This is a genomic window from uncultured Shimia sp. (assembly GCF_913054185.1).
In the GTDB taxonomy this organism is placed as follows: domain Bacteria; phylum Pseudomonadota; class Alphaproteobacteria; order Rhodobacterales; family Rhodobacteraceae; genus Shimia.
Genome location: NZ_CAJXIV010000056.1, coordinates 1 through 25,483, shown reverse-complemented (window position 1 = coordinate 25,483; position 25,483 = coordinate 1). Strand labels below are relative to the sequence as shown.

The window sequence follows — 25,483 nt, the reverse complement described above, 5'->3', positions numbered from 1 at the left end:
TGGCAGCCCACGGAAATAGCGCAAGATCGGATTAACAGCATTTCCGCTTACCTGACCGAGGCGGCCCTGCCCAACATCCAGACACCCATTCTTCTCGACGCAACCACCCCCGGTTGGGGCATCCGAACCGGACCGGTTGAACTGATCTTGCTCAGCAATCTGCTGCATCTGATCAGCCAAACAGAAGCTGAAGTACTGCTTTCGGAGGCCGCACATGCATTGGCACCCGGAGGATGCCTGGCAATCTATGGCCCATTCTCACGCGATGGGGATTTGGTTAGCGACGGCGACATTGAATTTGATGCCAGCCTACGTGCGCAAGATCCTGAACTCGGATATAAATCCGACAGCGCCATTCGAGATTTTGGAGCATCCTGCGGCCTAATACCAACTGAAACTGTTGAGATGCCAGCCAACAATCTGCTCCTGACCTGGCGGGCGCCCACTTAACAACGCCACGTCACATCCCTTTTTTCTGCGCCACCTGATCGAAATCAAATTCACATTCCCTCAATGGAATATGATCCGCGTGAAAATAGGAGATCCCCATGAGCTGGACTGACAAAATTTCTGAAACCCGCACGCAACTGCGCGGCCTGAACAAAGCCATCCCCGACACCGCCCGCGCCTTTGGTGGATTGAGTAAATCCGTAAAAGAAGGCGGCGTGTTAGACATCAAAACCAAAGAGTTTGTCGCGCTTGGCATGGCTGTCGTGAGCCGCTGTGAACCTTGCATTTCCCTGCACTGCGACGCGTTGGTACGCGCAGGCGCCACCAAAGAAGAAGTGGCTGATGTGCTGGCCATGGCCATTCAAATGGGCGGTGGCCCAGCGATGATGTATGCGGCAAAAGCACAGGAGTGTTTTGAAGAGCTTTCTGCGGGCTGACACTCTCCCTTATGCCACTTATGGTTGGGTTCAATTGATCCGCAACACATTGGACCCACCATGCGACGCACCCTTGCTTTGGCCTCCCTTCTGGCCTGCACTTCTGCCTTCACCGCGCAGGCCTCTGACATCTCCAGCTGGAGCTTTGGCTCGGGCGGCACAATTGCGTGGACTGACGTGGAAGAGCTGCGCATCAGTATTTTTGAAACTTTTGACACAGACGGCGACGGAGAACTCAACACCGAGGAGTACACCGCCTTCGACAAAGCGCGCACAGAGGCCGCAGGCAAAGACGCCTCGTCCCTACTGCTGCGTGCAGTCTCGGGATTGGGTCGAGAGAACACCGATCTGAACCTCGACGGCTCGGTCACTCGTTCGGAAATGGAAACCGCCCTGCGCACATGGTTTGAGCGGGTCGACACCAACAAAGATGGCGTGATCACCAAAGGCGAATACTAAACGCAAAACGCCCCGCACATTGGCGGGGCGTTTTCTTTTGATCTGAGAGACTTACCCATTTTGGCGGATGGTCTCGTTTTTTGGATCATACGGGCTGTCACAGGTCACCGTCGCATCCCACAACTGGTCCAGCATTTTCACTTTGAGCTTAGTGCCTTCCACGGCCAGCTCCGGCTTCACGTAGCCCATACCAATGCTCTTCTCAAACGCCACCGAGTATCCACCGGATGTCAAACGCCCGACGCGTTCACCTTCCGGCGTATAAAGCACTTCGCGACCCCATGGGTCCGCATCTTCCGGCCCGTCGATCAGCAAGGTGCAGCACTTCACCCGCACGCCCAGCGCTTCCATTTCAGCCTTGCCGTGGAACTCTTTGGACAGGTCGATAAAGCGCGGCAGGTCTGCCTCGGCTGGTGTCGCATCGCGGCCCAACTCGGTGCCAAATGCGCGGTAGCTTTTCTCCTGACGCAGCCAGTTCTGTGCGCGTGCGCCCACCAGCTTCATGTCAAACTCCGCACCTGCCTCAGTCAGCAGATCCCACAGGTAGTTCTGCATCTCGATCGGATGATGCAGCTCCCAACCAAGCTCGCCAGTATAGGCCACACGAATCGCATTCACCGGGCACATGCCGAGCTCGATCTGACGGGCCGACAGCCATGGGAATCGCTTGTTGGACAGCGCAGTCTCAGGTTCGGCATCGCTGATGACCTTCTTCAGCACATCCCGCGATTTTGGTCCGGCAATCGCAAACACGCCCCACTGAGTGGTCACGTCTTGGATTTCGATGTAGCCAAATTCCGCCATCTTGTCCTCGGCCGCCTTGCGCAGGAAATCCGCGTCATATTCGGTCCAAGCCCCTGCCGAGACGAGGTAATAGTTGTCCTCGCCATTGCGCACGATGGTGTATTCGGTGCGTGTGGTGCCCGCCGCTGTCAGCGCATAGGTCAGGTTGATGCGGCCGACTTTGGGCAGCTTGTTACAGGTGAACCAGTCGAGGAACTGGGTTGCGCCGGGGCCTTTGACCACATGTTTGGTAAAGGCGGTTGCGTCGATCAGGCCGACATTTTCGCGGATCGCCTTGGCCTCATCGACAGCATGTTGCCACCAACCACCGCGGCGGAAGCTGCGCGCTTCCTCGTCAAAGTTGGATGGCGCATCGAGCGGACCGTAATAGTTTGGGCGTTCCCATCCGTTGACCCAGCCAAACTGCGCACCTTTGGCTTTCTGACGGTCAAACGCTGGTGACGTGCGCAATGGGCGCGCCGCTGGGCGCTCCTCATCTGGGTGGTGCAGGATGTAGACGTGCTCATAGCACTCTTCGTTTTTGCGCGCGGCAAATTCAGTGGTCATCCAGTTGCTGCTATAACGTTTGGGATCAAGGCTCGCCATGTCGATCTCGGCTTCACCATCCACCATCATTTGCGCCAAGTAGTAACCGGTGCCCCCCGCGGCGGTGATGCCAAACGAGAAGCCCTCCGCCAGCCACATGTTGCGCAGTCCTGGCGCTGGACCTACCAGCGGGTTGCCATCCGGCGTGTAACAAATTGGCCCGTTGAAATCGTCTTTCAGGCCAGACTCAGCACAGGACGGCACCCGCTCTGTCATCGCCATATACTGTTCCGCAATCCGGTCCAGATCGAGCGGGAACAGATCGGCGCGGAAGCTGTCTGGCACCCCGTGCTCAAACCGCGCTGGGGCCCCGTGCTCATAAATGCCCAAAATCCAGCCACCACGCTCCTCACGTGCATAAGATTCAGAATCCGCATCGCGCACCACAGGATGCTCAGGATTGCCGGCTTCCCGCCATTTCACCAGCTCCGGGTCTTGATCCATCACAATGAAGGTGTGCTCGACAGGGATCGCAGGCATTTTGATACCCAGCATCTTCGCCGTGCGCTGCGCGTGGTTGCCAGACGCGGTCACCACATGCTCTGCGGTGATCACAACCTTCTCGTCGCTCTCAACCAGGTTGCCGCCTTTTTCCACCATCTTGGTGCAGCTGACTTCCCAGTGGGTGCCGGTCCAGTGGAACGAATCCGCCTGCATCTTGCGCACAATTTCCACGCCCCGTTGACGTGCACCTTTGGCCATCGCCATGGTCACATCCGCCGGGTTAATATAGCCGTCCTCAGTGTGATAAATCGCGCCTTTTAGGTCGTCGGTACGAATGAGTGGCCAACGGCTTTTGATCTCATCCGGGGTCAACCACTCATAGGCCACGCCGCAGGTTTCCGCCGTCGACGCGTAAAGCATAAACTCATCCATGCGCTCCTGCGTCTGCGCCATGCGCAGGTTGCCAACCACAGCAAACCCGGCATTCAAGCCGGTCTCTTCTTCCAGCTGTTTGTAGAAATCTACGGAGTACTGGTGAATGTGGGTGGTCGCATATGACATGTTGAACAGCGGCAAGAGCCCCGCCGCGTGCCAGGTTGAGCCAGATGTCAGCTCATCGCGCTCAATCAGCATCACATCATCCCAGCCCGCTTTGGCAAGGTGATAGGCAATCGAGGTGCCAACGGCACCGCCGCCAACAACAAGGGCTTTTACGTTGGTTTTCATGAGACAGGCGACTCCCCTGAGCATAGGTCTTTTGCGCAAACTGTACTGGATTGGCGATTTTACGCACGGTCCAGCCGACGTTTGATTGCACAATTGCGACGCGACGTAGGCGCAAAAAGCCTTGCTGCATCGCAGCGGGGGCATTACACCCCACAACCACCTTGAAGGGAGACAGGCAAGAATGCGTATTTGCCGCTCGATTTCAGACTGCCGCGCCGCAGTCAAAGAGCTTCGCGCCACCGACAAAACCGTCGCGATGGTGCCCACCATGGGCTTTCTACACGCGGGTCACATGTCGCTTGTGGACACCGCCAAAGCAGAAGCCGACCATGTGGTTGTGTCGATTTTTGTGAACCCGACCCAGTTTGGCGAAAGTGCCGATCTGGATGCCTATCCACGCAACGAAGAACGCGATTTGGACATGTTACGCGAAGCGGGCGTGGCCGTGGTCTTTTTACCTGATGTGACAACTATGTATCCGATGGGCGACGAAACCATTGTGGAAACCACCCGCCTTGCCAATATGCTGCATGGTAAAGTCCGCCCGGGCCATTTCCGAGGCGTAACCACCGTGGTTGCCCGGCTTTTCAACATCGTTCAACCCGACGTCGCAGTGTTTGGCGAAAAGGACTATCAGCAGCTTCAGGTCATCAGGCGCATGGTTGCAGATCTGCACATGCCTGTGACCATCATCGGAGCGCCAACTGTGCGCGAGGCGGATGGTCTGGCCATGTCATCTCGCAACGTACGGCTTTCCTCAGAGGATCGCCAAGCCGCGCTTGTGCTCTCGAAAGCCCTTGCCGCTGCTGAAATGTCTACCGCCGGTGCAACAGTCGCTGACCTGCACACAGTCATTGCCGACACCATCGCCACTGAGCCACGCGCCACTCTCACCGGACTGGACATCGTCGCAGCAGAAACGCTCAATGTCATTGAGGGGGCACTCACCGGCCCCACCGCCATCATGATCTCCGTTGCCTTTGGCGACATTCTTCTGATTGACCAAAGGGTTGTCACACCATGAGCACACAGACCCCCATCCGCCGCACCACCGTGCCACAGATTGCCAACCGCAAAGGTGGAGAGCCGATCGTCAGCCTCACCAGCTACCACGCGCACACCGCTGCGATTGTCGACAAATACGCCGACTTCATTCTGGTGGGCGACAGCCTCGGCATGGTCATGCACGGCATGGAAAGCACCGTGGGTGTGTCACTGGATCTGATGATCATGCATGGCAAAGCTGTTGTGCGCGGCACCCAAAAGGCGTTGGTCGTGGTCGACATGCCGTTTGGCACCTACGAAGAAAGCCCTGCTGTGGCCTTCCGCAACGCCGCCAAGATCATGAAAGAAACCGGCTGCGGCGCGGTGAAGCTAGAGGGTGGCAAGCGTATGGCGGAAACCATCCGGTTCCTGACCGAGCGCGGCATTCCGGTGATGGCCCACATCGGCCTGACTCCGCAATCGAGCCACGTCATGGGCGGCTTCAAAACCCAGGGCCGAGACGAGGACACTTGGGCGATCCATGAAGAAGATGCGCAAGCGGTGTCAGAAGCCGGGGCCTTTGCCATTGTGCTCGAAGGCATGGTGGAGCCACTCGCCGCCAAGATCACCAAACAGGTGCCCATTCCCACCATTGGCATTGGCGCATCGGCGGAATGTGACGGTCAAATCCTCGTGCTTGAGGACATGCTGGGTCTGAACGAATGGACACCCAAGTTTGTAAAAGTTTACGGCGACCTCGGGCCCGCCATCGAACGCGCGGTGAGCCAATACGCCGACGATGTCAAAGACCGCAGCTTCCCAAGCGAAGACGAAGTCTACCGCTAAAGACAACAAAGCCCCGGTCCTGCACCGGGGCTTTGCATTTCATCTCTGAACAATGCGGGCTTAAAAAATCTTCCCGGGGTTCATAATCCCATCCGGGTCAATCGCCGTTTTGATCGCGGCCATCACGTCCACCGCACCGCCCAGCTCTTTGCGCAGATAAGGCTTTTTGCCCTGCCCAATCCCATGTTCACCGGTACAGGTGCCGCCCATCTCAATTGCCACATCGTTGAGCCAGCTGACATAGCCCTGCGCTGCGGCCACTTCGTCAGGATTGTCCATATCCACCAGCGGCAGCATGTGGAAATTACCGTCGCCCACGTGGCCCACCACAGTGGAGATCAGCCCCAACGCATCCGCCTTGTCTTTGGCCAAAGTCACACATTCCGCCAGCCGCGAGATGGGCACGCACACATCAGTGGAAATGCCCTTCGCCCCCGGGCGCAACGCCAGCGCTGCCCAATACATGTCATGGCGCGCCTGCCACAACTTATTGCGGTCTTCCGCCTTCTGCGTCCATTCAAACCCGGTGCCGCCGACCTCTTCGGCGATGTGACCAAACATCTCGGCCTGCTCCGCCACCCCGGTTTCCGAGCCGTGGAACTCCAACAGCAGCAAATGCTGCTCTGGCAGGTCCAATTTTGAGTAATCATTCGCCGCCTTCACAGCCAAAGAGTCCAGCAGTTCAATCCGCGCCACCGGAATGCCATACTGAATGGTCATCATCACCGCCTGACAGGCCGCATCGATGGTTTCAAACGAACAGCGAGCTGAGGACATCGCCTCCGGAATGCCCTGCAGCTTCAGCGTGATCTCGGTGATGATGCCCAGCGTGCCTTCTGATCCAATCATCAGACGGGTCAGATCATAGCCCGCGCTGGATTTCTTGGCGCGACTCGCGGTGCGGATCACCTCACCAGACGGCACCACCACCTCAAGGCTCAGGATGTTGTCTTTCATCGTGCCATAACGCACCGCATTGGTGCCACTGGCGCGGGTTGAGGCCATGCCACCCAATGAGGCATTGGCGCCCGGATCAATTGGGAAAAACAGGCCTTGGTCGCGCAGTTCCAGATTCAACTGCTCGCGCGTCACCCCCGGTTGCACCACACAATCAAGATCTTCCGCGTTCACCGCCACAACCGAGTTCATCTCGGTCAGATCAATACAAACGCCGCCAGCAGGCGCATTTACATGGCCCTCAAGCGAGGTACCGGTGCCATAGGCGATCACCGGCACCTTATGGGTGGCACAGGTTTTGACAATGTCGCTCACCTCTTGGGTGGACTTGGCAAAAATCACCGCATCCGGCGCCTGTGTTTTGATCCAAGTGGTGGTGTGCCCATGCTGCTCACGCATCGACTGGCCGGTGTGAAACGCCTCGCCAAACTGCTGCTTCAACACACCCAGGGCCGCTGCAATACCCTCTTCATTGCGCGGCAAATCCACTGCCAGTCCCATAGGCACTCCCCCTTCTCCATGATGATTTGAGACATGGCTACGCGGGGCCTATCCCAAGGTCAAGCGCGGCTATTCGCCATAGGCAAGACCCTCACGTCGGTTGTCCGCACCGCCCTGCAAACGCCGCCCAACAGAGATCGCATGTAGTCCGGAATTGAGGTCGCGCGCGTTCACCTTGTAGCCCATGCCGGTCAGCGGCTCGCCAAACTCCATTGCGGCGCTCTCCGCCTCGATGTCATAGGTTCCAAAGCGGTTCACCAGATGTGGCAAGTCAATCGCCTGCTGTACGTCCATGCCCCAATCCACATGCGCGATGATGGTCTTGGCCACATAGCCAATGATCCGGCTGCCGCCCGGACTGCCCACCACCAGAGACGGCTTGCCATCTTTCAACACGATGGTTGGCGCCATGGAAGAGCGCGGCCGTTTGCCCGGCTCCACCCGATTGGCCACCGGCACCCCGTCGCGATGCGAGCGGAACGAGAAGTCGGTCAGCTCATTATTCAACAGGAAACCGTTGGTCATCACCCGACTGCCAAAACCGTTTTCGATCGTCGTCGTCATCGACAACGCATTGCCATAGCTGTCGACAATGGAGATGTGTGACGTGGATGGCTGCGCAAAGCTCTCGCCATCCGCATAGTGCAACGCGTGGTCAAACTCCGGCGCTCCCGGCTCAACCGTTTCCAAAGCTGCGATGCCGTCCAGCAATTTCGCCCGCCCTGCCAAGTAGTCAGTCGCCAGCAAGCCCACACTTGGCACCGGAACATAATCGCTGTCCGCCATGTAGCGGCCCCGATCAGCAAAGGCGAGGCGCGAGGCATCCCCAATCAACCGCCAGGCATCCGCACTGTCCGGCCCCAGTTCCGCAATATCGTAAGGCTGAATCAGACCAAGAATTTGACCCACAGTTAGACCACCGGATGACGGCGGCCCCATGCCACAGACATCATGCGCGCGGTAGTCCATGCAAACTGCCGGACGTTCTTTAACCTGATACAGCGCCAGATCCACGCCAGTCAGAACGCCGGGATTGTTGGCGTCTTGCACGGCATCCACAATGTCCGCCGCGATCTCGCCGGTATAAAACGGGGCCGCGCCCTGCGCTGCCATCAAGCGCAGGCTCTTGGCGTAATCCATGTTGAACAGGATCTCACCTTCCGCCAGCGGCGTGCCTCCGGGTAGGAAGTAGCCAGCGGTGACGGGATGGGAGGCCAGCCGTTCGGCATCCCGGGCGACGGACGCTGCCATGCGCGGCGACACAGGGAAGCCGATTTCCGCGTGGCGAATGGCAGGTAAAAACAGGCTTGGCCACTGGCTGCGCCCCCATTTGCGATGCGCCTCCTGCATCAACATCGGCGTGCCCGGCACCCCCACAGATCGTCCGCCAACAACCGCTTCAAAAAACTTCAGTGGCTCACCATCGCGCCCCAAAAACAGCCGCGGCGTGGCCGCCAAAGGCGCGGTCTCGCGCCCATCCAGCGTGGTCACCTCTCCGCTTTTGGCATCATACCAAACCAAGAACGCCCCGCCGCCCAAACCTGAACTCTGTGGTTCCACCAGCCCCAACACCGCCTGCACCGCAACCATCGCATCCGCCGCCGTGCCACCATCGCGCAACACTGCGGACCCGGCCTCCACCGCCAAAGGATGCGCTGCCGCAACCATCCAGTCTTTTGCTTTGGTGGGCTCGCCCTGCGTCTTGGAAGCCAACGCTTCTTGCAAGCTCGCCGGCACGCTCATGCCCAGGGCGGAGCCTTCTTCCGGCGCCACGCTGTCAGCTGCCTCCTGCGCCAAAGACATGGATGCCAACAGGCACGTAACAGAAACCGCTGATAAAAATCGTTTCATGACAAACTCCCAAACCAAATGCCCAACCGGCAACCCAAGGTTTTGACCACCGTTTAGAAATCAGCTTAGGTCAGGACAGCCCCTGCACCAACAACGGATAGCTGCTCAGGATCTCATAGACAGCGCCGTCTGAGGTCAAAGACGAACGATACAAGGCGATTTCGCTCACGAGAATGGGATCAATTTCCAGTGAGGCCCCGCGCGACAACGCCGCCTGCACCCGCTCCGGCGGTTGCCGTCCATCCCGAAACCTGCTCAGCGTCACATGTGGCCGGAACCGACGTTTCTCCAACCCAATGCCCAGCCGCCGCGCCGCCTGCGCTACATCCGCCTGCAAAGCCATCAACACCGGGTCTGGCGCCGCCAACAAACCAAACGATCGACTGCGCGGCGCACCAAAAATGTCCATGCCTTTGAGGTGGAGTTCAAATTGCGACTGCCGGACCAGCTCCAACTCTTCGTGCAGCGCCTCAAGCGTTTCCACCGGTTGATCGTCCAAAAATGCCAATGTCAGATGCAGATTGGCCGCGACCACCTCGCGCCCCACAGCAATCCGCCCTTGCACATCCAAAAGCGCTTCCGCCTCTGGCCCGTCCAACGGAATGCCAACGAAAGCGCGCATGATGGCTTAGAGCATCGCCGGAACCACAAGGTCCGGCGGGCGGTGCCCATCATCGAAGGTCTTGATATTGATGAGGACTTTCTCCCCCATCTCGATCCGCCCTTCCACGGTCGCCGACCCCATATGCGGCATCAGCACCACATTGGGATGCCCCAACAAATCAGGATGCACCTCATGCCCGTGCTCATACACATCAAGCCCCGCGCCAGCGATTTCGCCAGATTTGAGCAGGCGCACCATAGCGTTTTCGTCAATCACTTCGCCACGCGACGTGTTGATCATCACCGAGCCCGGCTTCATCAGCTTCAACCGACGCGCGTTCAACAGGTGGAAGGTCGACGGCGTATGCGGACAGTTCACCGACACCACATCCATGCGCGCCAACATCTGATCCAGGCTCTCCCAATAGGTTGCCTCATACTGCGCTTCAATCTCAGGGCGCAAACGGCGGCGGTTGTGGTAGTGGATTTGCATGCCGCAGGCCTGCGCCCGCCGCGCGACCGCCGTGCCCACACGCCCCATGCCCAGAATACCAAGCCGCTTGCCGCTCACACGACCGCCCAAAAGCGCAGTCGGCGCCCAGCCGTCCCATTCACCGGATTGCATACGCTGCACGCCTTCGCCGACACGACGGGTCACCCCGAGAATCAGGGCCAAAGCCATGTCAGCCGTGTCATCGGCAGACACGCCTGGCGTGTTGGACACCAGCACGCCTCGTTGGCGCGCAGAGGCCACATCGATGTGGTCCACACCGGCACCGTAGTTGGCGATCAGTTTGAGCTGTTCACCGGATTGGGCAATCAGATTGGCGTCAATTTTGTCACTCAACGTGGGCACCAAAACGTCGGCGTCTTTCATCGCATCCGCCAGCTGCTGGCGGCTCATTGGCGTATCATCATGGCGCAGGCGCACATCAAAGAGTTCTGACAGTCGTGTTTCGACGGCTTCCGGTAAGCGTCGCGTAACGACAACACTCAGACGTTGCTTTGGCATGCAGGGCCTCCCAATGCTTTTCAATTCGGCGCGTTGCTGCCACACTGCCCCACAGGTCAGTCAGGCACAAGAACCTGCGAGCGCCATCAGAGCAGAAAAAATCAGGCAATATGGTCACCTTGGGTCGAAAATCTCTCGTGAGCTTGGGCGCAGCTATTCTGTTGATCCTTGCAACCTTCGCCGCGGCAGAAGCGCCGACGGAGAAAAAGCGTGGTCCGGTCACCAACCTGCCACTGCCCCGTTACGTGTCCCTGAAGGCCACCAAAGCCAACGTGCGGCGCGGCCCGTCGCGCACCCATCGCATTGACTGGGTGTTTACTCGAAAATCCATGCCTTTGCAGATCACCGCCGAATACGGCCACTGGCGTCGCGTACGAGACATCGAAGGCGCGGGCGGTTGGATCCACTACTCCCTGCTTTCGGGCGTGCGCACCGTAATTGTGCAGAAAGACATGCTGCCACTGGCCGTGCGTCCCGGTGAAAAGGTTGGCACAGCCGCCCATCTGGAACATGGCGTGATTGCAAAGCTGGAAGAGTGCAACCCAGACTGGTGCCGCCTCAATGCTGGAGGCTACAAAGGCTGGGTTTTGAAAGAATATCTTTGGGGCGTCGAGGCCAACGAGATCCGTGACTGATCACGCCCCAAAATGATTTGTGTTATTGCGCCGCTTCGGCTGCTGCCCGGATGGCGCGCATGTTTTCGCCGTAGACGTCTGCCTTATCCACAGACCCGCCTTTGAACACAGCAGAGCCCGCCACCAGCACATCAGCACCGGCTTCCGCCACCAAAGGCGCGGTTTCTGTGGTTACGCCACCGTCGATCTGAATGTGGATCTCCCGATCGCCAATCATCTGACGCAGACGGCGGGTTTTCTCGACTCCGGAGTGGATGAATTTCTGCCCACCAAAGCCGGGGTTCACGGTCATGATCAGCACCATATCCACGAGGTCCAGCACATGCTCGATGCTCTCAAGCGGCGTGCCCGGGTTCAAGCTCACACCAGCTTTCACGCCCTGTGCCTTGATCGCCTGAATGGTGCGGTGAATGTGCGGGCCAGCCTCCACATGCGCGGTGATCATATCAGCACCGGCTTCGGCATAGGCTTCAATATACGGGTCCACCGGCGCAATCATCAGATGCACGTCCATAAACGTTTTTACGTGCGGACGGAACGCTTTCACAGCAGGCGGGCCAAACGTCAGGTTTGGCACAAAATGCCCATCCATCACATCCACATGCACCCAATCCGCACCCTGATCCTCAATCGCCCGGATCTCTTGGCCAAAGTTGGCAAAATCCGCGGACAGAATGGACGGGGCAATTTTGATTTTGCGATCAAAGCTCATGTTGGGCTCCTTTTCCGGACCTGTGCCGGCTTTGAATGTGACCTTCGGAGGCCACCAAACACCTGATGTCAGGCGATTCGAAACTGGCGGCAAAATGGCCTCTGTCGCACCAAAACACAATTGGGCACAGACAGGCCGTGCTCGGGTGCGGAACATTGCGACTTGTGCAAACATACACTGGGCGCACTTGGCACGAAATGCCGCGACGTACCCCACACATCGACCAATGGCGCGCACAGCTTGTTTTTTACGATCATCATCAAACAGTTTGATAACTTCGACGCCTCCAAGACCTTGGCAAAACACTCCCGCGCGGTTCACAGTACCCGCACCGTTGGCAAGTCGACATCCGTTGGCACAGCGGTACTTCATGTTCTGACCGGAGGCCTTATGCGCGCTGCCCTTTTTGCCCTTACTTTTCTTGCCACACCTGCTTTTGCCCAATGCCCAACTGCGGCAGACATGGAGACAGGCGTGCGACTCACCGATCTGGAGGGCATCACCGAAACCTATACGCGAGACGGCGATCACTTTATTCGAGGCGAATGGGATGATGGCGAGCACTTCGGATCGCGCTTCTTGCTTCTGAAGGGCCTGTATGTGGTGGAGCAGTTTGACACGGAGGATGGCAATGTGATGACCGGATCTCGCAGCACACACGCCTATCCACTGAAACCTGCCGACGCGCCGATCCCCGTGGCGGACGGCCGCTGGGACACCGAAGTGATCACGCTAGATTTTGAAGGTACACATACCACGCGGGAAACCCACATTTTTGGCCCCAGTACCCAAGTCACCCTTGGCGGGTGTTCTTATGAAATGATGCCGATCATCGGCATCTACCACGATGACGATGGTTATGAAGAAACCATGTATTACTTGCCGGAACTTGGCTTCTCTTATCTGGTGGAAACCCGCCCAAAAAACGAAGCCGCCGAGCGCTACACCTACATCCGCATTGAAGCCGTTGAAAAATAAACAAACTCTGACCCGCCTTGCGCCAGACGCAGGACAGATATGACAAAAGACAGGCTGCACGCGGCAACCGCTTTGCCCCATATTCAGCGCCAAGGGAGGACCAAAGGTTTATCTGAAACTGAGGTTCAAAATGGCACTGACAGCTACACACACAACCGCACACCACTCGCTGGGTCACATCCTCGCAGCCCCTTTCCGCGTCATCGGCAATGCCCTGATCGCAATCATGGAAAGCAACAGCCGCGTACAATACGTCGACCGTCTGAACGCGATGACCGACGAGCAACTGGAAGCCAAAGGCCTCAAGCGCGACGAAATCGTGCAGCACGTCTTTCGCGACTACATGCACCTGTAATTTGTGCAACTGGGGGGCGCCCATCATGAGCGCCCTTCCCACTGCAGATGACTACCACGTGCACCGGCATTGGGGCGTGTGGCCACCACCTGCGTACTCCTCACTGCGGGCCGCACACTCCCTGTCTCATGCGACAGATTTGCCTCATCGACTTTTGTGGTTGTCTTCGTTTCGATGCGCCACGAAACGCAATATTCGAGGCTCTTTCGCTCATGACCTGGCTCGCAATCCTGATTTCCATCCTTCTTTTTGTCCCCGCTGCCCTGCATCTGCTCTGGGCCATCGGCGCCTGGGTGCCAATCCGCGACGAAGCTGCGCTGGCCCGCGCCACAGTCGGCGCGCCTGGCATCACTAGAATGCCCGGCCCCATCCCTTGCGCCCTGGTCTTCGTCGCACTCTCTTTTGCCGCGGCTTTACCCCACCTGACATCCTTTCCGCTGCGAACGCCTCTTCTCGTTGCGATCGCCACGGTCCTTGGCCTGCGCGGCCTCGCCGCCTATTTGGCAGCGTGGCGTAAACTGGTCCCCGAAGAGCCGTTTGCCACGCTGGATCAACGCCTTTACGGCCCTCTCTGCCTTGTACTGGGGGCAAGCTTCCTCCTCTTCACCCTCACGGGCACCTGACAGGCGTTTTCCCGCCATGAGGACCGGCCCATCGTCAACACAGGGAAGTTTTCCCAAAATCACTATCCAAGCCGCTTCTCATTCCCAAAATATCTCCGCCGAAGACGCCCACCGCTTCAACCAGCGCCGCAAAAGCGCTAAGAGCGCACGAACAGCAACCGGCGGACCCCTAATGATCAAGCTTGAAAACGTCAGTGTCTCCTTTGGTGAGCGCACCGTCTTAAACACCATCTCGCTTGATCTCACTGAGCGGCGCATTGCCATCATTGGCGCCAATGGCTCGGGCAAATCCACATTTGCGCGCCTTCTGAACGGCCTTGCTTTGCCAACCACTGGCGAAGTTTTGGTGCACGGGCTCAACACCCGCAAAAAGGGCCGCGATGTGCGCCGCAAGGTGGGTTTTGTCTTCCAAAACCCCGACAACCAGATTGTCATGCCCGTGGTCGATGAAGACCTCGCCTTTGGTATGAAAAACCTCGGATTTTCCAAAGAGGACATCGCCACCAAAACCGACGAAATCCTCACGCGTTACAAGATGAGCGACCTGCGCGAACATCCCGCGCATCTGTTGTCCGGCGGCCAGAAACAGCTGTTGGCCATCTCCGGCGTGTTGGTGATGACCCCTGACATCCTGGTGATGGACGAACCCACCACGCTGCTGGATTTGCGCAACAAACGTCGCATTGCCCGCGCCGTTGCCGCACTTGATCAAATGGTCATCACTGTCACCCATGATCTCGATCTGATCACGGATTACGACCGCGTGATTGCCATTGACGAAGGCCGCATTTTTGCCGACGGCGCTCCACAAGACGTCATCCCCACTTACGAAAAGCTGATGTCCTGATGCTGGACCTCTATTCCCCTGGCAGCTCGATCCTGCACCGCCTACCGCCCGCGCCCAAAATGCTTGCGATGATGTTTGGTGCAACGCTGCTGTTCATCAACCAAAGCCTGCCAGTCACAATCGTCGCGACACTGGTGATCCTTGTGCTCTACCCAATCGCGCAGCTCACGCTAAAACAGGCCTTTGCTCAGGTCCGTCCGCTGCTGATCATTTTTGTGCTGTTCTTTGTGGTGCAATGGTATTTCTCAGGCCTCGAACTGGCGGCCTATGTGGTCCTGCGCCTCGCTGCGCTGATCCTGCTGGCCAGTCTTGTCACCCTGACCACCCGCAGCAGCGACATGATCGACACCATGACGCGCGGTCTGCGCTACCTCAAGCCGATCGGCGTGAACCCCGAAAAAGTCAGCCTCGCAATCTCGCTCGCTCTGCGTTTCATCCCTGTTTTGGCGCAGATCACCCGCGAGGTACGGGAGGCTCAAAAGGTGCGTGGACTGGAACGTTCAGTGATTGCCGTCGCGATGCCCATGGCGATCCGCGCCATCAAGATGGCGGACGATATTTCTGACGCCATCGATTCCCGAGGATATCGTTCCTGAGTTGCGCTAACATCGCCGCTTCGGCTTGAGACCCCTTGGGACTTTTTCCTACCCGTCCATCAAACGAAAAGACCAAAAGGGACGGACCCCATGGACACCACCGCACCACGTGGCCTCGCCACCAAAGACATCGTCTACATCGCACTCTTCGCAGCCCTCACCGCCGCGCTTGGCCTAATGCCGCCAATCCACTTCGCCGGTGCCGCGCTGCCTCCAATCTCCGCCCAGTCGCTGGGCGTGATGCTGGCCGGTGCTGTGCTCGGCTCCAAACGTGGTGGCCTTGCGCTCCTGCTGTTCATTGCTCTGGTCGCCGTTGGCTTGCCCCTGCTCTCCGGCGGTCGCGGCGGTTTTGGTGTGTTGATCGGCACCTCCGGAGGCTTCCTGCTGGCATGGCCGCTCTGCGCATACATCATCGGGTACCTGATGGAAAAAGACACCGCTGCCAGCCCGGTTAAAACCGGCCTCTATGTGGCCTTTGGTGGCATCATCGTCATGTATGCTGCAGGCATCCCATGGATGGCTTTCATCGGCAAACTGGGCCTGTCCAAATCCCTCACCATCATGGTGGCCTATATCCCCGGTGATCTGGTAAAGGTGGTTCTGGCGACGATCATCGCCCGCGGTCTGCGCCGCGCTTACCCCAATCTCTGAGGACGCGTTTGCCGTTACGCCACGCATTAGATCACCATGCACGCCAGCGCCCCGACGCGCTGGCGGTTGCTATTTCAGACACGCGCCTCACTTACAGCGCGCTGTATGACCGGCTCAAACGCCTGCACGCCGCGTTGGCCGCGCTCCCTCTCCAAACCCGCCCCGATCTGCCTTTGCCGGTGGGCGCCCGCAACTTTGCCCTCTCCATCGGCAACCACGCACAAGCGTCCACACTACTGGCCACTGCCCTAGCCACACCTCATGCCGTCACCCTTCTGGACCCACATTGGCCCGACGCCTTACATCAACGCGTGCTCGCCAAACTGCCCCCAGACGCACTGTTTTGCCTGTCTTCACAAACGGGCCTGATCGAAGCGGCCAAACGTCTCGGCATTCCCGCCATCACGGTCGACACCAACGCCTTCGAGACCTTCCTCACAGCCCCCGAAGACATCCCCTTCACCGATCCCCGCGCCGTATTCATGGTGGGCTTCACCTCCGGCACCACCTCTGAACCCAAAGCTTTCGCCCGCGCCCGTCACAGCTGGCGTGCCTCGCTGGATGCCAGCCGCCTGGCCTTTGCCCTGACCGAGCAAAGCCACACCTTTGTGCCCGGCCCGCTGTCCCACGGCATCACACTTTATGCACTTGCCGAAACCCTCGAGCTTGGCGCCGCCTTCCACGCCTTACCCAAGTTCGACCTGGCCGAGGCCCACCGCACAATGGCCCACACCCGACGCATCGTGGCCGTGCCCAGCTTGCTTGGCGCACTCTGTCGCGACAAACCGCTGGATCAGATAGTCGAGATCACCACAGCCGGTGCCAAACTCGATCCCGCCCTGCTTGAGAAGGCACGCACCTTCTTCCCCCGCGCCCGCATCCACGAATATTACGGGGCCAGCGAACTCGGCTTTGTCAGCCTCAACACCCATGGCCGCGAAAGCTCCTCCGCACCCGCTCACTCGGTGGGTCGCCCCTTCCCCCACGTCGAACTCTCCCTGCGCCAAAACGGCCAGGAGGTCCCCCAAGGCGAGCCCGGTACCATCTTTGTCAGGGGAGACCTGGCCATTGACGGCTACCTCTGGGGCGGCCGCAACTCCGGCTTCCGCCGCGAAGGCCCATGGGCCACGGTCGGAGACGTCGGCAAGTTAAACTACGACGGCAGCCTTAGCCTTTTGGGGCGCGAAGGCGGCATGGTCATTACCGCCGGCCACAATGTCTACCCCCAAGAAATCGAAACCGCGCTCGCAGAAATCCCCGGCATCACCGGCGCAGCGGTGTTGGGCGTCGCCCACCAATCACGCGGCCAAGAGCTGGTTGCCATCCTCAAAGGCGACACGCCGCTGGACGAAATCAAATCCCAACTCTCCATCCGCCTGCCGCGTTACAAACTGCCGCGCCATTTCTACCGGATCACCGACTGGCCCCTGACCACCTCCGGCAAACCCGACCGAGGCCGCCTCATGTCGTGGCTGCACAAAAAGGACCCGCGCCTTGTGCCCGCTGCTGCCTGAAGACCGCCAACCGGTGATCATCGCCGCAAGGCGCAGCGCCATTGGCCGCGCAGGTGGCATGTTTGCCAGCTTGGATGTGGAAGACCTCGCCGCCCCGGTTATGCGCGCCACACTGGACGACGCCAATACTACACCCGACCAACTCGACGATCTGATCCTCGGCAACGCGGCAGGCCCCGGCGGCAACATCGCCCGCCTCTCCGCCTTGCACGCGGGCTTCCCGGCATCCATCCCCGGCGTGACCGTGGATCGACAATGCGGCTCCGGGCTTGAGGCCGTGATGATGGCCTGCCACCTGATCATGGCGGGCGCTGGCACCACCTACCTCGCAGGCGGCGTCGAAAGCCAATCCCGCGCACCGCTACGTACCTTGCCTGCCAGCGGAGACCTGCCCGAGCACAGCTACAGCCGCGCCCGCTTCTCCCCCGAGGCCATCGGCGATCCCGACATGGGCGCCGCAGCCGACACCGTTGCCAAACGGTACAACATTACTCGCGAACGCCAAGATGCCTTTGCCCTGCGCTCGCAACAACGCGCAACCAAAGCCCGCGCCGCAGGAAAATTTGACGCCGAAATTGTGCCTATCGCAGGCCACACCACTGACGAAAGTGTCCGCGAGGCCATGACTGCCAAGCGCCTCGCCCGCCTCCGCCCAGCCTTCACCAAAGACGGCACCGTCACCGTTGGCAACGCTTGCCCGCTCAACGACGGTGCGGCAACAGTCCTCGTCACCACCGCTGCCAAAGCACGCACCCTAGGCCATTCACGTGCCCTCGCCTATCTCGGCGGCGCCTCTGCGGGCGTTGATCCCAACATCCTCGGTGTCGGCCCCGTCGCGAGTACCCAAAAACTGCTGCATCGGCAGCCAAACCTCTCACTCGACAAGCTTACCCATCTCGAGTTCAACGAGGCTTTTGCCTCCCAAGTCCTCGCCTGCCTCAACGCACTCAACATCGACGAGCGCCTGCCTAACCAAGACGGCGGCGCCATCGCCCTCGGCCACCCCTTTGGTGCCTCCGGCACCATCCTCGTGACCCGCCTCTTCAGCCAGTTGGTCCGCCAAGAAGCACCGGTCAACGCTCTCGCCATGGCCATGATCGGCATCGGCGGAGGTCAAGGCCTCACTGCGGCCTTCGCGCCCGTCACGCTCTAAGCTTTCTCTTTCCCGAAATACCTCGGGGTGGTCCCGGCTTGCCGGGGCCGGGGGCAGAGCCCCAAAACGCAAAACGGGGCCGCCATGCGACCCCGTTTATATCTCTCACTAGAAAACAGACTTATTCGTCGTCTTCATCCAACACCCGCACCGCACCCAGCGACGCGTTGGACACATGCTGCGCATAGACTTTCAGCGCTTTGGACACCGCACGTGGACGGCCTTCGGCTTTCCAAACTTTCTTGTCTGCCTGCGGGTGGTTGGCGCGACGTTCCGCCAGCACCTCGTCACTCACATCCAAATGGATCGAGCGGTTGCGCACGGAGATCCGGATCTTATCGCCATCTTCCACCAGGCCAATCACGCCTTTTTCCGCCGCTTCCGGCGAGGCGTGACCAATCGATAGACCAGCCGTCCCGCCAGAGAACCGGCCATCGGTCAGCAGCGCACAGGTGGTGTCGAGTTTCTTGGATTTTAGATACGCCGTTGGATACAACATCTCTTGCATACCCGGCCCACCTTTTGGCCCTTCATAGCGGATCACCACCACGGAATACGGCTGCACCTCATTCTGCAGAATGCCGTGCATCGCGTCATCCATAGATTCAAAGACTTTTGCGGTGCCCTCAAACTCATACATCTGTTTGATCACACCGGCGGTCTTCAGGATACAGCCCTGCTCGGCAATATTGCCAAACAACACGCACAGCCCACCTTCTTCCGAATAGGCATTTTCAAAGTCGCGCACACAACCGCCTGCGATATCCAGATCAAGATCGGTGTACATGCGCGATTGGCTAAACGCCTCTGTTGTACGCACACCACCCGGCGCGGCGATGAACATGTCACGTGCCTCATTGCCGGCGCTTTCACGACGCACGTCCCATTTGTCGATGAACTCGCCAACGGTACGCTCGTGCACGGTCGCGCAATCGCGATGGATTTTGCCTTCGCGATCCAGCTCGCCAAGAATACGCGCGATACCACCAGCACGGTGCACATCTTCCATGTGATACTCTGGCGTCGATGGCGCCACTTTACACAAGTGCGGAATTTGACGGCTCATGCGATCCATATCCGCCATGGTGAAATTGACCTCACCTTCATGCGCAATTGCCAGAAGGTGCAGCACAGTATTTGTTGACCCACCCATGGCAATGTCCAGCGCCATGGCGTTTTCAAAGGCTTTGAAATCGGCGATGCCACGCGGCAGCGCAGTTTCGTCACCCTCTTTGTACCAGCGGTCACACAGCTCGACGATCTTGCGTCCAGCTTCTTCAAACAGACCGCGACGCTTGGAGTGTGTCGCCAACAGCGATCCGTTGCCTGGCAATGCCAAGCCCAGCGCTTCCGCCAAACAGTTCATCGAGTTGGCGGTGAACATACCAGAGCAAGAGCCACAGGTTGGGCAGGCGGAGCGTTCCAGCTTGTCCACTTCGTCCTGAGAGCGGTCTTCATCGGTTGCACCCACAATCGCGGTCACGAGGTCCGCCTTGTGCTCGCCATCTTGCAAAATCACTTTGCCAGCTTCCATGGGACCACCGGAGACAAAGACTGCAGGAATGTTGAGACGCATCGCCGCCATCAACATGCCGGGCGTGATCTTGTCACAGTTGGAGATACACACCAGCGCGTCGGCGCAATGCGCATTTGCCATATACTCCACAGAGTCGGCAATCACTTCGCGGGACGGCAGGGAATACAGCATCCCGTCGTGACCCATGGCAATGCCATCATCCACCGCAATGGTGTTCATCTCTTTGGCCACACCACCGGCTTTTTCAATCTCACGTGCCACCAACTGGCCCATGTCTTTCAGATGCACATGACCTGGTACAAATTCGGTGAAGGAGTTGACCACCGCGACAATCGGCTTGCCAAAATCCTCGGTTTTCATACCTGTCGCACGCCATAGCGCGCGGGCTGCTGCCATACGGCGGCCAAAGGTAGATGTTTTGGAACGAAGATCAGGCATCTTTTGCACTCCTGCGGATGGCTCGGGCGCTCACACAGCGCCCCTTGCGTGTCTGGACAGAACGGGTGCCACTCAACAGAGGGGAATGCAAGAGAGTCCGGCAAGAATGTTACCCAAAATCGCGCGCAAAGCTTTCACAAAGAACGATGCGCACGATCTGAGCGCAACCCGCCCCACGATATCAGCCCAGCGCCACCGCTTGGGCAAGAAAATCGGCGCAATCTTTCGCGCCAATGTCCGCAACGCTGTGCAGTTTCAGATGCCGGCGCGCCTTGCCGCCACCTTCCAGAAAACCATTTGGGTCCAAAAGCTGCACCCCATGGGAAAACTCAAACGAAACATGGTTCTTGTAGCCGAAGTATCCCCCAACCGCAGTCGCTGCGACACCCGGCTCATGCTCCAACATCTGCCCGCCATACATGTGGCGACCATGCAGCTCCGGCGCCACCTCCGCGACCATCTCTTCCAATGCGTCAATGATCGCAGCTTGCGTCGTCTCGTCCATTTTAGGTTCCCAAGTTCATCGGCGTGGCAATTTCCACCAAACAGCCATTTAAGTCTCGCACGTAAGATATCGTTTGCCCCCAAGGCACGCCATGCGGCTTGCTGACCGGCGCACATCCCGCCGCCACCGCTGTCTCAAAGGCCGCCTTCACGTCCTCAGTGATGAAACAAATCTCCCAGCCTGCCGGAATGGCGCTTTTCTCATTGGGCGCAAAGGCCAGCCCATCCAGCTCAATCACCTCTTCGGCAGAAAACGACAGCACCGTGTCTCCGGTCTCCATCTCCGCATACAGCGTGCTTTCATGCATAAACCGCTGGGTCAGACCAAAGGCCGTCTCATAAAACGCCACCGTCTCCGGCACATTCTTCACATAAATAATTGTGTATCCAAGTTTCATAACAAACACCTCACATTGGTTGGCCTAGACCTAAGCCACCCAGACCATACGTGCTTGAAGAAATCGGACATGGGGCACTAGGTCGCGCGGCCCCCCCAAAGCCCCCCAGACACATCTGGCCGGATCAATCCCTCTGGAATGTCTGATGGCACAAAGCCACCAAACCGCCGCATGGCCCGCGTCATATGTGCCTGATCGGCATAGCCTGCCTCAAATGCCGCGTCTGACAGCGATCCTCCCGCATCACACACCAACCGCAGCGCCCGATGGAATTGCACCAAAGACCCGTAGACCTTCACCGACAGCCCCACCGTGCCGCCGAACATCCGGTTGAGATGGCGCGTCGAGCACCCCGCCCGCGCCGCCAGCTCACTGACCGAAAACCGCCCGCCCGCCAGATGAATCCGCCGCAGGCTTTCGCCCACCCGATGCCCCTCCGGCGGCAAAGCTCTTCCCTCTACAAACCGCACAAGTGCTTGTCGCAGCGCTTCTTCGCGCGCCCCAACCACACACACCCGCGCCAGTTCTGGTACACGCGTCGCAGCCGCCTCCCCAAGCGCCACCTGGTCCTGTGCCACACCAATGTCTTCGCCCCACAACACGCCCCCACGCTCAGGCCGCAGGCGCACACCAATCCACCGATCTCCAGCCTCAAACGTGACCCAATAGGACTGCGTTGCTGGCCCGGTCACCACCAACCGGGGCACCACCGCGCGATCAGCGTTGTACCGCACAATCACGTCACAACGCCCATCTGGCAGGATCAAACTGCGCCCGGCCTGCGGCTCTTCATGCCGCCACACCGCCTCCACGCTGCGCGCCTGCTGTGGCGTGTAAATCCGCTCCTGATATCCGTCTGGCAGACGCACGCTACCCTCTCATCCAATCGTCAACCGCGCCAACAGTTCCGTGGCATTTTTCACCTGAAATCGCTTGTGCAATCGCGCCCGCACATCCTCAATTGTGCGCGGCGACAGGTCCAGCTCCCGCGCAATCTCCTTGCTGGTCAACCCGCGCCCCAAGCCGCCCACCACCTGCCGCTCCCGCACCGTAAGCGACACCGGAGGACCGTCGTGAATGGCGGCAAAACTCATCACCAGCTGTGCCAAAGGATCATCCGGTGTCAGCGTCTGCGCCCGGAACCGACACCATACCTGGCCGCCATCCCGCCGCCGCACCATGCGCTCATCACTATAGGCGTGATCTTGCTTCAACGGCGTCAACCCAATGTCACGCACCTGCTCAAATTCCTCGGTGCTGTCGTACAAAAGCCGAAACGACTGCCCCACCAGCGCGTCCTTTTCATAGCCAACCAAGTGTGCAAACCCTTGATTGCACGCGCGAATAACCCGCTGCTCAGTCATCACTATGCCCACAGGTGCGGCTTCAAACGCCAGCTGATCCCAATCCATTCACGCCCCTCCAACCGTAATCCTACGGTATTGATACCGTAGCCCACTCCGCGCCACTCTGACCACAACTTCGTCTGTGCGATCCCAAATAACGTGCCGTCGAAAAACACACTGAAACATCGCCGTACCGCCCAAGAGGTTTTTAGACATGCCGATCGACACAGACCGCCTGATGACCCGCATCGAGTCGATGCGCGACGAGCTGGTGCAACTGACCCAAGACCTGATCCGCATCCCAACGCTCAACCCGCCCGGTGAAAATTACCGCGATATCTGCGATTATCTCGACAAACGCCTCACCCGCCACGGCTTTGACACCCAACTGGTGCGCGCGCATGGCGCGCCTGGCGACAGCGAAAAATACCCGCGGTGGAATATCGTTGCCCATAAATCCGGTCGAGGCCCTGGCGAATGTGTGCATTTCAACAGCCACACCGACGTTGTCGAGGTCGGCCTCGGCTGGACCTTTGATCCCTTTGGCGCTGAAATCCACGACGGCAAAATTTACGGTCGTGGTGCCTGTGATATGAAGGGTGGGCTTGCCGCCTCCATCATTGCCGCCGAAGCTTTCATCGCCGAATTCCCCGATTTTCACGGTGCCATTGAAATCTCCGGCACAGCGGATGAGGAATCCGGCGGCTACGGCGGCGTGGCCTACCTTGCAGAAAAAGGCTTCTTTGCCCCTGAGCGCGTGCAACATGTGATCATCCCCGAACCGCTGCACAAAGACCGTATTTGCCTTGGCCACCGCGGCGGCTGGTGGGCTGAGATTGAGACCTTTGGCGAAATTGCCCACGGCTCCATGCCGTTCCTCGGCGATTGCGCTGTGCGCCACATGGGCGCGGTGATCGACAAGTTTGAAAGCGACCTTTATCCCGCCATGGCTGCACGTCGCACTGACATGCCCGTGGTGCCCGAAGGCGCGCGCAGCTCCACCATGAACATCAACTCGATCCACGGCGGCCAAGCGGAACAGGCAGAAGACTTTGACGGCCTGCCCGCCCACTGCGTGCCAGACAGCTGTCGCATCGTGATCGACCGCCGCTATCTGGATGAAGAATCCCACGCCGAAGTCGAAGGGGAAGTGCGCTCTCTGCTGGATGATCTGTCCACCAATCGCGAGAACTTTCGCTATGACATGCGCGAGCTCAACCACGTGGCCCCGTCGATGACAGACCGCAAAGCCCCGGTTGTGACCACTGTGGATCGCGCCATTCAAGATGTTCTCGGAAAAACTCCGGATTATGTCGCAAGTCCCGGCACTTACGACCAAAAACACATTGATCGCATCGGCAAGCTCAGCAACTGTATCGCCTATGGGCCGGGTATTCTGGAAATGGCCCACAAGCCTGATGAGTACATCGGAATCGACGATATGATCGACAGCGCCAAGGTCATGGCGCACAGCCTGACGCAGCTGCTTCTGCCTCAATAAACAACCCGGCCTAAGGCCCAATAACAATAAAAAGCAAACAGTTAAGGGAGAGAGACACAATGACATTTTTCACGTCAAAGCTAGCCAGTGCCAGCGCCGCGGCTCTGATTGCCGGGACATTGACAGCACAAGCTGCGCAAACCGACATCACGGTTGCCATGCAGCTGGAACCACCGCATTTAGACCCTACATCAGCCGCCGCCGGGGCCATCGACAGCGTGCTATATTCCAACGTTTTTGAGGGCCTCACCCGCTTTGCCTCTGACGGGGCTGTCACGCCAGGCCTCGCCAAAAGCTGGGAGATCTCGGAAGACGGGCTGACCTACACCTTTATGCTGAACGACGGTGTGACCTTCCATGACGGGTCTGCCATGGACGGCGAAGACGTGAAATTCTCGTTGGACCGCGCCCGCGCCGAGGACAGCGCCAACGCACAAAAAGCCCTCTTCGAAGGTATCGCTGACGTCACTGTAGTCGATCCGATGACCGTAAAAGTCACACTCGATGGCCCCAATGGTGACTTCTTGTTCAATATGGCGTGGGGCGACGCAGTCATCGTTGCGTCTGAGAGCATCGCAGACATCAAAACCACGCCCATCGGCACCGGTGCCTTCAAGTTTGACAACTGGGTGCAGGGCGACAAGATCACGCTCACACGCAACGATGCGTATTGGGGCACGCCTGCGACGCTGACCGATGTGACCTTCAAGTTCATCTCCGACCCAACCGCAGCTATGTCTGCGATGATGGCCGAAGACATTGATGTGTTTGCCGGTTTCCCAACGCCTGAGGCATTGCCACAGTTCGAAGCTGATCCACGTTTCCAAGTTTTGGTTGGCAACTCCGAAGGTGAAACCATCCTGTCGACCAACAACAAGATGCCGCCACTGGATGACGTGAAAGTGCGCAAAGCCATTGCCCATGCGATTGACCGTCAGGCGATCATCGACGGTGCGATGTTTGGCCTCGGCACCCCGATCGGCACCCATTTTGCGCCACATCACCCGGACTATGTCGATCTGACCGGCAACTCGGC

At 58.8% G+C, this 25,483-nt stretch carries 27 protein-coding genes; 16 read left to right on the top strand and 11 right to left on the bottom strand.

Annotated elements, in window-relative coordinates; genetic code table 11:
* The 3 genes from QZ517_RS12525 to QZ517_RS12515 all read left to right on the top strand — a co-directional run.
* On the top strand, positions 1–450 hold a 450-nt coding region (locus QZ517_RS12525; protein WP_294227295.1), incomplete at its 5' end, for a DUF938 domain-containing protein.
* Between the two features lie 98 nt (positions 451–548).
* The gene (locus QZ517_RS12520; protein ID WP_294227293.1) at positions 549–887 is read left to right on the top strand and encodes a carboxymuconolactone decarboxylase family protein; all 339 of its coding nucleotides are present in this window, start codon (positions 549–551) and stop codon (positions 885–887) included.
* Between the two features lie 60 nt (positions 888–947).
* On the top strand, positions 948–1,346 hold the full coding sequence (locus QZ517_RS12515; protein WP_294227291.1) for a hypothetical protein: 399 nt from the start codon (positions 948–950) through the stop codon (positions 1,344–1,346).
* Between the two features lie 51 nt (positions 1,347–1,397).
* Here QZ517_RS12515 and QZ517_RS12510 read toward each other — a convergent pair whose 3' ends face one another.
* Positions 1,398–3,905, bottom strand: a complete 2,508-nt coding sequence (locus QZ517_RS12510; RefSeq protein WP_294227289.1) for an FAD-dependent oxidoreductase — start codon at positions 3,903–3,905, stop codon at positions 1,398–1,400.
* A 181-nt stretch (positions 3,906–4,086) separates the two neighbouring features.
* Here QZ517_RS12510 and panC point away from each other — a divergent pair, with 181 nt between their 5' ends.
* Both panC and panB read left to right on the top strand, forming a co-directional pair.
* The gene (gene panC / locus QZ517_RS12505; protein WP_294227287.1) at positions 4,087–4,929 is read left to right on the top strand and encodes a pantoate--beta-alanine ligase; all 843 of its coding nucleotides are present in this window, start codon (positions 4,087–4,089) and stop codon (positions 4,927–4,929) included.
* A complete protein-coding gene (panB, locus tag QZ517_RS12500) occupies positions 4,926–5,735 on the top strand; it encodes a 3-methyl-2-oxobutanoate hydroxymethyltransferase (RefSeq protein WP_294227285.1) in 810 nt (269 codons plus the stop codon). The genes panC and panB overlap by 4 nt, the downstream gene beginning before the upstream one ends.
* A gap of 60 nt (positions 5,736–5,795) precedes the next feature.
* On the opposite strand, the gene QZ517_RS12495 is transcribed toward panB, so the two are convergent.
* The 4 genes from QZ517_RS12495 to QZ517_RS12480 form a co-directional block, all read right to left on the bottom strand.
* The gene (locus QZ517_RS12495) at positions 5,796–7,193 is read right to left on the bottom strand and encodes an FAD-linked oxidase C-terminal domain-containing protein (protein WP_294227283.1); all 1,398 of its coding nucleotides are present in this window, start codon (positions 7,191–7,193) and stop codon (positions 5,796–5,798) included.
* 69 nt (positions 7,194–7,262) lie between these two features.
* Positions 7,263–9,044, bottom strand: coding sequence for a gamma-glutamyltransferase (gene ggt / locus QZ517_RS12490; RefSeq protein ID WP_294227281.1), 1,782 nt, complete (start codon positions 9,042–9,044; stop codon positions 7,263–7,265).
* Between the two features lie 70 nt (positions 9,045–9,114).
* Positions 9,115–9,666 carry an RNA 2',3'-cyclic phosphodiesterase gene (thpR, locus tag QZ517_RS12485; protein WP_294227279.1) on the bottom strand — a complete coding sequence of 184 codons (552 nt, stop codon included), beginning with the start codon at positions 9,664–9,666 and terminating at the stop codon, positions 9,115–9,117.
* A 6-nt stretch (positions 9,667–9,672) separates the two neighbouring features.
* On the bottom strand, positions 9,673–10,659 hold the full coding sequence (locus tag QZ517_RS12480; RefSeq protein ID WP_294227277.1) for a D-glycerate dehydrogenase: 987 nt from the start codon (positions 10,657–10,659) through the stop codon (positions 9,673–9,675).
* A 110-nt stretch (positions 10,660–10,769) separates the two neighbouring features.
* Between QZ517_RS12480 and QZ517_RS12475 the strand changes: the two genes are divergently transcribed.
* Positions 10,770–11,294 (top strand): SH3 domain-containing protein, encoded by a 525-nt coding sequence (locus QZ517_RS12475; RefSeq protein WP_294227274.1) that lies wholly within the window; start codon positions 10,770–10,772, stop codon positions 11,292–11,294.
* A 22-nt stretch (positions 11,295–11,316) separates the two neighbouring features.
* Here QZ517_RS12475 and rpe read toward each other — a convergent pair whose 3' ends face one another.
* Positions 11,317–12,006: a ribulose-phosphate 3-epimerase gene (gene rpe / locus QZ517_RS12470; RefSeq protein ID WP_164645870.1), complete on the bottom strand. Its 690-nt coding sequence runs from the start codon at positions 12,004–12,006 to the stop codon at positions 11,317–11,319.
* A gap of 240 nt (positions 12,007–12,246) precedes the next feature.
* Here rpe and QZ517_RS12465 point away from each other — a divergent pair, with 240 nt between their 5' ends.
* From QZ517_RS12465 to QZ517_RS12430, 8 genes are all read left to right on the top strand, one after another.
* Entirely contained in the window at positions 12,247–12,984 is a 738-nt protein-coding gene (locus QZ517_RS12465) for a hypothetical protein (protein WP_294227270.1), read from the top strand.
* A 130-nt stretch (positions 12,985–13,114) separates the two neighbouring features.
* Complete coding sequence (locus tag QZ517_RS12460; RefSeq protein WP_294227268.1) at positions 13,115–13,339, top strand: DUF1127 domain-containing protein; 225 nt, start codon at positions 13,115–13,117, stop codon at positions 13,337–13,339.
* Positions 13,340–13,551: 212 nt separating this feature from the next.
* Positions 13,552–13,962, top strand: coding sequence for a DUF3995 domain-containing protein (locus QZ517_RS12455; protein ID WP_294227266.1), 411 nt, complete (start codon positions 13,552–13,554; stop codon positions 13,960–13,962).
* A 172-nt stretch (positions 13,963–14,134) separates the two neighbouring features.
* Positions 14,135–14,809 (top strand): ATP-binding cassette domain-containing protein, encoded by a 675-nt coding sequence (locus tag QZ517_RS12450; RefSeq protein ID WP_294227264.1) that lies wholly within the window; start codon positions 14,135–14,137, stop codon positions 14,807–14,809.
* Positions 14,809–15,405, top strand: coding sequence for an energy-coupling factor transporter transmembrane protein EcfT (locus tag QZ517_RS12445; RefSeq protein WP_294227262.1), 597 nt, complete (start codon positions 14,809–14,811; stop codon positions 15,403–15,405). Before QZ517_RS12450 ends, QZ517_RS12445 begins: the two co-directional genes overlap by 1 nt.
* 90 nt (positions 15,406–15,495) lie before the next feature.
* Positions 15,496–16,056 carry a biotin transporter BioY gene (locus tag QZ517_RS12440; RefSeq protein WP_294227261.1) on the top strand — a complete coding sequence of 187 codons (561 nt, stop codon included), beginning with the start codon at positions 15,496–15,498 and terminating at the stop codon, positions 16,054–16,056.
* An 8-nt stretch (positions 16,057–16,064) separates the two neighbouring features.
* Positions 16,065–17,570: an AMP-binding protein gene (locus QZ517_RS12435; RefSeq protein ID WP_294227259.1), complete on the top strand. Its 1,506-nt coding sequence runs from the start codon at positions 16,065–16,067 to the stop codon at positions 17,568–17,570.
* On the top strand, positions 17,551–18,723 hold the full coding sequence (locus QZ517_RS12430) for a thiolase family protein (RefSeq protein WP_294227257.1): 1,173 nt from the start codon (positions 17,551–17,553) through the stop codon (positions 18,721–18,723). The genes QZ517_RS12435 and QZ517_RS12430 overlap by 20 nt, the downstream gene beginning before the upstream one ends.
* A gap of 121 nt (positions 18,724–18,844) precedes the next feature.
* On the opposite strand, the gene ilvD is transcribed toward QZ517_RS12430, so the two are convergent.
* From ilvD to QZ517_RS12405, 5 genes are all read right to left on the bottom strand, one after another.
* Entirely contained in the window at positions 18,845–20,698 is a 1,854-nt protein-coding gene (gene ilvD, locus QZ517_RS12425) for a dihydroxy-acid dehydratase (protein WP_294227256.1), read from the bottom strand.
* A gap of 181 nt (positions 20,699–20,879) precedes the next feature.
* Positions 20,880–21,203 carry a DUF1801 domain-containing protein gene (locus QZ517_RS12420; RefSeq protein ID WP_294227255.1) on the bottom strand — a complete coding sequence of 108 codons (324 nt, stop codon included), beginning with the start codon at positions 21,201–21,203 and terminating at the stop codon, positions 20,880–20,882.
* A 1-nt stretch (position 21,204) separates the two neighbouring features.
* Positions 21,205–21,600 (bottom strand): VOC family protein, encoded by a 396-nt coding sequence (locus tag QZ517_RS12415; RefSeq protein WP_294227252.1) that lies wholly within the window; start codon positions 21,598–21,600, stop codon positions 21,205–21,207.
* A 77-nt stretch (positions 21,601–21,677) separates the two neighbouring features.
* Positions 21,678–22,469 carry an AraC family transcriptional regulator gene (locus tag QZ517_RS12410; RefSeq protein WP_294227250.1) on the bottom strand — a complete coding sequence of 264 codons (792 nt, stop codon included), beginning with the start codon at positions 22,467–22,469 and terminating at the stop codon, positions 21,678–21,680.
* Between the two features lie 9 nt (positions 22,470–22,478).
* A complete protein-coding gene (locus QZ517_RS12405; protein WP_294227248.1) occupies positions 22,479–23,012 on the bottom strand; it encodes a PAS and helix-turn-helix domain-containing protein in 534 nt (177 codons plus the stop codon).
* Between the two features lie 148 nt (positions 23,013–23,160).
* Between QZ517_RS12405 and QZ517_RS12400 the strand changes: the two genes are divergently transcribed.
* Positions 23,161–24,447 (top strand): acetylornithine deacetylase/succinyl-diaminopimelate desuccinylase family protein, encoded by a 1,287-nt coding sequence (locus QZ517_RS12400; protein WP_294227246.1) that lies wholly within the window; start codon positions 23,161–23,163, stop codon positions 24,445–24,447.
* A 59-nt stretch (positions 24,448–24,506) separates the two neighbouring features.
* Positions 24,507–25,483, top strand: a 977-nt coding sequence (locus QZ517_RS12395; protein WP_294227244.1) for an ABC transporter substrate-binding protein, incomplete at its 3' end; no start/stop codon positions are given.

Coding starts and splice junctions, on each gene's coding strand:
- QZ517_RS12520 (WP_294227293.1), top strand. CDS start 549: ATGAGCTGGACTGACAAAATTTCTGAAACCCGCACGCAACTGCGCGGC.
- QZ517_RS12515 (WP_294227291.1), top strand. CDS start 948: ATGCGACGCACCCTTGCTTTGGCCTCCCTTCTGGCCTGCACTTCTGCC.
- QZ517_RS12510 (WP_294227289.1), bottom strand. CDS start 3,905: ATGAAAACCAACGTAAAAGCCCTTGTTGTTGGCGGCGGTGCCGTTGGC.
- panC (WP_294227287.1), top strand. CDS start 4,087: ATGCGTATTTGCCGCTCGATTTCAGACTGCCGCGCCGCAGTCAAAGAG.
- panB (WP_294227285.1), top strand. CDS start 4,926: ATGAGCACACAGACCCCCATCCGCCGCACCACCGTGCCACAGATTGCC.
- QZ517_RS12495 (WP_294227283.1), bottom strand. CDS start 7,193: ATGGGACTGGCAGTGGATTTGCCGCGCAATGAAGAGGGTATTGCAGCG.
- ggt (WP_294227281.1), bottom strand. CDS start 9,044: ATGAAACGATTTTTATCAGCGGTTTCTGTTACGTGCCTGTTGGCATCC.
- thpR (WP_294227279.1), bottom strand. CDS start 9,666: ATGCGCGCTTTCGTTGGCATTCCGTTGGACGGGCCAGAGGCGGAAGCG.
- QZ517_RS12480 (WP_294227277.1), bottom strand. CDS start 10,659: ATGCCAAAGCAACGTCTGAGTGTTGTCGTTACGCGACGCTTACCGGAA.
- QZ517_RS12475 (WP_294227274.1), top strand. CDS start 10,770: ATGGTCACCTTGGGTCGAAAATCTCTCGTGAGCTTGGGCGCAGCTATT.
- rpe (WP_164645870.1), bottom strand. CDS start 12,006: ATGAGCTTTGATCGCAAAATCAAAATTGCCCCGTCCATTCTGTCCGCG.
- QZ517_RS12460 (WP_294227268.1), top strand. CDS start 13,115: ATGGCACTGACAGCTACACACACAACCGCACACCACTCGCTGGGTCAC.
- QZ517_RS12455 (WP_294227266.1), top strand. CDS start 13,552: ATGACCTGGCTCGCAATCCTGATTTCCATCCTTCTTTTTGTCCCCGCT.
- QZ517_RS12450 (WP_294227264.1), top strand. CDS start 14,135: ATGATCAAGCTTGAAAACGTCAGTGTCTCCTTTGGTGAGCGCACCGTC.
- QZ517_RS12445 (WP_294227262.1), top strand. CDS start 14,809: ATGCTGGACCTCTATTCCCCTGGCAGCTCGATCCTGCACCGCCTACCG.
- QZ517_RS12440 (WP_294227261.1), top strand. CDS start 15,496: ATGGACACCACCGCACCACGTGGCCTCGCCACCAAAGACATCGTCTAC.
- ilvD (WP_294227256.1), bottom strand. CDS start 20,698: ATGCCTGATCTTCGTTCCAAAACATCTACCTTTGGCCGCCGTATGGCA.
- QZ517_RS12420 (WP_294227255.1), bottom strand. CDS start 21,203: ATGGACGAGACGACGCAAGCTGCGATCATTGACGCATTGGAAGAGATG.
- QZ517_RS12415 (WP_294227252.1), bottom strand. CDS start 21,600: ATGAAACTTGGATACACAATTATTTATGTGAAGAATGTGCCGGAGACG.
- QZ517_RS12405 (WP_294227248.1), bottom strand. CDS start 23,012: ATGGATTGGGATCAGCTGGCGTTTGAAGCCGCACCTGTGGGCATAGTG.
- QZ517_RS12400 (WP_294227246.1), top strand. CDS start 23,161: ATGCCGATCGACACAGACCGCCTGATGACCCGCATCGAGTCGATGCGC.